Annotated in this window: 7 protein-coding genes; 1 reads left to right on the top strand and 6 read right to left on the bottom strand. The window is 74.1% G+C overall.

The window, feature by feature from the left end:
- Nucleotides 1–21 precede the first annotated feature (21 nt).
- From HCN52_RS21545 to infC, 5 genes are all read right to left on the bottom strand, one after another.
- Complete coding sequence (locus HCN52_RS21545; protein ID WP_168090106.1) at nucleotides 22–1,104, bottom strand: sensor histidine kinase; 1,083 nt, start codon at nucleotides 1,102–1,104, stop codon at nucleotides 22–24.
- An 83-nt stretch (nucleotides 1,105–1,187) separates the two neighbouring features.
- Nucleotides 1,188–2,036: a TrmH family RNA methyltransferase gene (locus HCN52_RS21540; RefSeq protein WP_168090107.1), complete on the bottom strand. Its 849-nt coding sequence runs from the start codon at nucleotides 2,034–2,036 to the stop codon at nucleotides 1,188–1,190.
- A gap of 166 nt (nucleotides 2,037–2,202) precedes the next feature.
- Nucleotides 2,203–2,586, bottom strand: a complete 384-nt coding sequence (rplT, locus tag HCN52_RS21535) for a 50S ribosomal protein L20 (RefSeq protein WP_167933619.1) — start codon at nucleotides 2,584–2,586, stop codon at nucleotides 2,203–2,205.
- Between the two features lie 116 nt (nucleotides 2,587–2,702).
- The gene (rpmI, locus tag HCN52_RS21530) at nucleotides 2,703–2,897 is read right to left on the bottom strand and encodes a 50S ribosomal protein L35 (protein ID WP_167933643.1); all 195 of its coding nucleotides are present in this window, start codon (nucleotides 2,895–2,897) and stop codon (nucleotides 2,703–2,705) included.
- 122 nt (nucleotides 2,898–3,019) lie between these two features.
- On the bottom strand, nucleotides 3,020–3,625 hold the full coding sequence (infC, locus tag HCN52_RS21525) for a translation initiation factor IF-3 (protein WP_167933617.1): 606 nt from the start codon (nucleotides 3,623–3,625) through the stop codon (nucleotides 3,020–3,022).
- 398 nt (nucleotides 3,626–4,023) lie between these two features.
- Here infC and HCN52_RS21520 point away from each other — a divergent pair, with 398 nt between their 5' ends.
- Nucleotides 4,024–4,398, top strand: a complete 375-nt coding sequence (locus tag HCN52_RS21520; RefSeq protein WP_168090105.1) for a DUF1844 domain-containing protein — start codon at nucleotides 4,024–4,026, stop codon at nucleotides 4,396–4,398.
- A gap of 60 nt (nucleotides 4,399–4,458) precedes the next feature.
- On the opposite strand, the gene HCN52_RS21515 is transcribed toward HCN52_RS21520, so the two are convergent.
- Entirely contained in the window at nucleotides 4,459–5,205 is a 747-nt protein-coding gene (locus tag HCN52_RS21515; protein ID WP_168090104.1) for an SseB family protein, read from the bottom strand.
- Nucleotides 5,206–5,455 lie beyond the last annotated feature (250 nt).

Genomic DNA, 5,455 nt, shown 5'->3' with positions numbered 1-5,455 from the left:
GCGCGCGACGGCGCCGCCGGGTCAGGAGACGAGGACGGCCGGGGTTCCCGCGGGCAGGATGAATCGGAACCGGGCGCCGCCGCCGGGGCAGCGGCCGACCGTGACGGTCCCGCCGTGGGCCTCGATGATGCCCTTGACGATGTAGAGGCCGAGCCCGGTGCCGCCGCGGGTGGAGCCCCGCCAGAAGCGGGTGAAGACGCGGTGCATGGCGTCCTCGGGGATGCCTGCCCCCTGGTCGCTGACGGTCACGGCTGTGCCTTCCGAACGGTCACCGGTGTGCGGTACGGGTTCCACCTCGATGGTGACGGTTCCGGCGCCGTGGCGCACCGCGTTTTCGAGCAGGTTGCCGAGCACCTGGGCGATCTTGTCGGGGTCCGCCCAGAGCACGGGCAGCCCGTGGGCGAGCCGCAACTCGAAGCGGTCCGGATCGGCGCCGGCGGTGACGAGCGTCTTGACCTGGCGGCGGACCGCGTCGTCCAGCCGCACCGGCTCGCGCCGTATCTCCAGCCGACCCGAGTCGATCCGGGAGACGTCGAGGAGTTCGGTGATCAGCCGGGTCACGCGGTCGGCGTCGGCGTCTACCGTCTGGAGCATCAGCCGCTTCTGCTCGTCGGTGAAGCGGTCCCACTTGTCGAGCAGGGTGGCGGTGAATCCCTTCACCGAGGTGAGCGGGGACCGCAGCTCGTGCGCGACCGTGGCGATCAGCTCGGCGTTGGAGCGCTCCATCCGCTGTCGCGCCTCGGTGCTGCGCAACGTGATGACCACCTGGCGCACCGGGCCGGCGGGCCGCACCCGGACGTAGCGGGCGGCCACCAGCACCTCCCGGCCACCGGGGAGCAGCAGGTTGCGCTCGGGCTGCCCGGCGCGGGTGGCGAGACCGCGGTACGGGTCGGTCAGCTGCCACCAGGGGCGGCCGTCGGGGTCCTCCAGCGGCAGCGCCTCCGCGAGGGGGGAGCCGAGCGCCTGTGCGGGATCGGTGCCCGTCAGCCGGGCGGCCTCCGCGTTGAAGCAGGTGACGCGCCCCTGGCTGTCGGCGATCACCAGCCCGTCGGGCAGGTCGTCGGGGGGTACGTCCAGCTCGCCCGCCCCGGGCCGCTTCACCATTCCCGCCCGTCCCCTCCTGTATCCGCTCCGTAACCCTACTAGGACCGAACGCGGTTTGAGACCCCGTCAGGGACACCGGCGGTTCAGGGCGCGCGGCGGCAGCCCCCGGGGGCACGCTGGGCGCGGGCCGAGGCGTACAGGCAGACGGCGGCGGCGGTCGCCAGGTTGAGGCTCTCGGCCCGTCCGTGGATGGGGACGCTGACGACCGCGTCCGCGAGCGCGCGGGTCTCCTCGGGCAGCCCCCACGCCTCGTTGCCGAAGATCCAGGCGGTGGGGGCGCCCATCGCCCCGGCGTCCAGCTCCGCGTCGAGGTCCCGGTCCCCGGCGCCGTCCGCCGCCAGCACGCGGGCGCCGGCGGCGGTGAGTCCGGCCACCGCCTCGGCGACGGGCACGCCGACCGCCACGGGGAGATGGAACAGACTGCCGACGGAGGCACGCACCGCCTTGGGGTTGTACACGTCGACCGAGGCGTCGGTGAGCACGACGGCGTCGGCGCCTGCGGCGTCCGCGCAGCGCAGCACCGTGCCGGCGTTGCCGGGGTCGCGCACGTGGGCGAGGACCGCCACCAGCCGCGGACCCGCCGCCAGCACCTCGCCGAACGGGCGGTCGACGAACCGGCAGACGCCGACGAGCCCCTGGGGGGTGACCGTCTGCGAGATACCCGCCAGCACCTCCTCGGCCGCGATCGCGGTGCGGGCGCCGGCCGCCCGGGCGGCGGCGAGCAGCTCGGCGTGGCGCTCGGCGGCCTCGGGGGTGGCGAACAGCTCCACCAGGAAGGCACCCTCGCCGTCACCGTGGGCGATGGCCTCGCGGACCGCCTGCGGGCCCTCGGCGAGGAATCGGCGTTCCCGGGTGCGGGCGCTGCGGCGGGCGAGCCGCCGCGCGGCTGCGGCGCGTGAGGAGCGCGGGGAGGTCAGCTCGGCGGGGAGCATGCTCACAAGCTCGTTTCCGTGGTGGAGGGAGGACGGGGGCCGCGGCGGACGCGACGCGGACGGGCGGGTGCCCGGAGCGCCGCGGGCAGCGGGCGGGGCCCGGCACGAGCCGGACCCGCAGGCAGCGTGGCCTGCGGGTCCGTCGTCAGCCGGTGTGCGCCGTGGTTCAGGCGGCCTTCGGCGCGTTCACGTCCGCCGGGAGGGCCTTCTGGGCGACCTCGACCAGCGCGGCGAAGGCGTTGGGGTCGTTCACGGCCAGCTCCGCGAGCATCTTCCGGTTGACGTCGACCTCGGCGGCCTTGAGCCCCTGGACGAACCGGTTGTAGGTGATGCCGTTGGCGCGGGCGGCGGCGTTGATCCGCTGGATCCACAGCTGCCGGAAGTCGCCCTTGCGCTTCTTGCGGTCGTTGTAGTTGTAGACGAACGAGTGGGTGACCTGCTCCTTCGCCTTGCGGTACAGGCGGGAGCGCTGGCCGCGGTAGCCGCTGGCCTGCTCGAGGATCGCCCGGCGCTTCTTGTGGGCGTTGACTGCCCGCTTGACGCGTGCCACGTGAAAACTCCTTGTAGAAGGGCCGCGGTTGACTCACGCGGCCCGGAAACGGTTGGGTCCCGGCCTCGTCGCCGCGCCCGGCCGCCCCGCGTGGTGCGGGGCCGGGCGCAGCCGGATCACTTGCCGAGAAGCTTCTTGATCCGCTTCGCGTCGGCCGGGGCCGTCTCCGTGGTCCCGGCCAGACGGCGGGTGAGGGTGGAGGACTTGTGCTCCAGGTAGTGGCGGCGACCGGCGCGCTGGCGCATCACCTTGCCGGAGCCGGAGAGCTTGAAGCGCTTGCTGACACCGCTGTGCGTCTTGTTCTTCGGCATGTCGCCGTTCTTCTCCTCGTCGGTGGCGCGCGGCCGACCGGCTGCTCCCGGCCGGGAGGCCGGGGGCGCCGGACGGGCGCGCGCCGCTTCGCTGTCTGGTCTCGCCCGGGGTTCGGCGGGGCTCAGGCCCGCGCTTCGCCCTGACGCTCGGCCTTGCGGGCGGCCTGTGCCTCCCGGGCCTCGGCCATGGCCTCGGTCTTCTTCTTGTGCGGACCGAGCACCATGATCATGTTTCGGCCGTCCTGCTTCGGGTTCGACTCGACGAACCCCAGGTCCTGGACGTCCTCCGCCAGGCGCTGGAGCAGCCGGTACCCGAGCTCGGGACGGGACTGCTCACGACCACGGAACATGATCGTGATCTTGACCTTGTCACCCTGCTTGAGGAACCGGACGACGTGACCCTTTTTGGTGTCGTAGTCGTGCGGGTCGATCTTCGGCCGGAGCTTCATCTCCTTGATGACCGTGTGCGCCTGGTTCTTGCGCGCCTCACGGGCCTTCAGGGCCGACTCGTACTTGAACTTTCCGTAGTCCATGAGCTTGCACACCGGCGGCCTGGCGGTCGCCGCGACCTCGACGAGGTCGAGGTCGTACTCCTGTGCGAGCTCCAGGGCCTTGGCAAGCGGCACAATGCCGACCTGCTCGCCACTGGGACCGACGAGTCGCACCTCGGGGACGCGAATCCGGTCGTTGATGCGGGGCTCGGCGCTGATGGGGCCTCCTCGGTTCACCGCACGGATGCCTGGCGGACAGCCGTGCCTGAGAGTTTCGTCTGTGGTGACCGCCGGCCCGGGCACACGACAAGAGCCCCGACCGTCGCCGGCGGGGCTCCTCACAGACTGGCCGCACCACCGCAGGCACGCGGCGACACGAGTCCGACCTTTGACCTGCCGACCGGGGGTCGACCAGGTGGGAGATACGGAGCCTCCACTTGCGGGCCGGTCACCGGGTGAAGCGCGTGAGCGCACACTGGTGTCCGGCCGGTCACCAGCCATCGTACCGCACCCTTGGGCGCGCGCCTCCCCAGGTGGCGCCGAGGCGGCGTCGGACCGCTCGCCTACGCTGGGCCGCAGCCGCCCGGGCAGCCCCGGGACGGCCCACCCACGAGATGCGGACGAGACGACGACCCATGAGTGACGACGCCAGCACCCAGCCCCCCGGCACTTCCGCCGCGAACGCCGCCGAAGAGACCCGCGACATCGCCGACGTGCCGGCCGTCGAGGTCATCACCACGGTCGCGGTCCACCTGATGAGCGCGGCCGCGGTCAACCTGGGCCTGTCCGAGGAGGGCGAGGACCACCTCGACCTCGACGAGGCCCGCAAGCTGATCACCGCACTGGCCGGCCTGGTGACCGCGGGAGCGACCGAGATCAGCTCCTTCCACGCCGCACCGCTGCGCGACGGTCTGAAGTCCCTGCAGCTGGCCTTCCGCGAGGCGTCGGTGGTGCCGGACGAGCCCGGCGCCGGCCCCGGCGAGAAGTTCACCGGCCCCGTGCTCGGCTGACCGACGCGCCGAGCGGGGGCGGTGCGGTGCCGCCGGCCGCCCCCGCCACGACGCCGCGCGTCACCGCGCCGGGCGCCGGTACAGCGGCTCCCCGCCCGGCAGGGCGGTCCCGGCGGGCAGCACCGCCACCTGCAGGCCGCGCACCAGTCGGCTGCGGAGCACGGTGTCCGCGGCCAGCGCCGAGGCGAGCCGGGTGACCTCCTCCCGGCTCCCCGCCCCCGCGTCGAAGACGACGGCCAGTGTGCCGTCGGTCTCCCCGCCGGGCACGAGCTGCGCGGCGACCACCCCGGGCTCGGCGGCGAGCAGCGCCCGGACCGCGCCGGCGACCTCGGGTCCGTCCACCGGGGCGCCGCCGGTGGCCAGGGCGCGCAGCGCCCGGCCGGCGATCTCGTAGGGGACGGGTCCGGCGAGGTCCAGCACCAGCGACCCCACGCCCTCCTGCACCGCGGCCTGGAGCGCCTGCTGCGGGGTCACCGCGACCGGACGCGCGTCGGGTCGCCACCGCAGGAGCGCCTCGGTCGAGGAGAAGACCGGCAGCGTTCTGCGCCCGCCCGGTCGCTCCAGCGTGAGCACCGCCATCTCGCTGCTCTTCTCCCGCTTCAGGCCGTCGGGCCCGGTCTCCGCCTCGCCCAGCACGGCGACGACGGGCACCAGCAGCCGGGCGTCGGTCAGCAGGGCGACGACCGCGTCCTGCGCGCCCGGGTCCTCGCGGTGCTCCGCCCAGTGGGACAGCGCCGCCACCAGGTCGGGGTCGGCGGAGCCGTCGTCGTCGGCGAAAGGGGACCGGGGGATGTTGTGGAGCTGCACCCTGCGAGGGTAGCGGCGGCAGGGGAGCCGCCGCGGCGCGCCCCACCGCGCCCGGCGCGCGCCCCCGGCGTTACCTTTTCTTGACATCGGTCGGCTGACTCGTGCATCCGTGCGAGATACGGTCGGCCCCATGAGCCCTGAGATTCCCCGCCAGCGCACCCGCCGGCTGGCCCCCGCCCTGCTCGGCGCGGCGATGGCGACCGGCGTGCTCGCGGCCGCCTCCGCGGGCGGCGCGGCCGGTGACGGCGCC

The sequence above is a fragment of the Streptomyces bohaiensis genome, assembly GCF_012033785.1.
Taxonomy (GTDB): Bacteria; Actinomycetota; Actinomycetes; order Streptomycetales; family Streptomycetaceae; genus Streptomyces; species Streptomyces bohaiensis.
The sequence above is the reverse complement of the archived record's forward strand: the minus strand, read 5'-3'. Positions and strand labels throughout refer to the sequence as shown.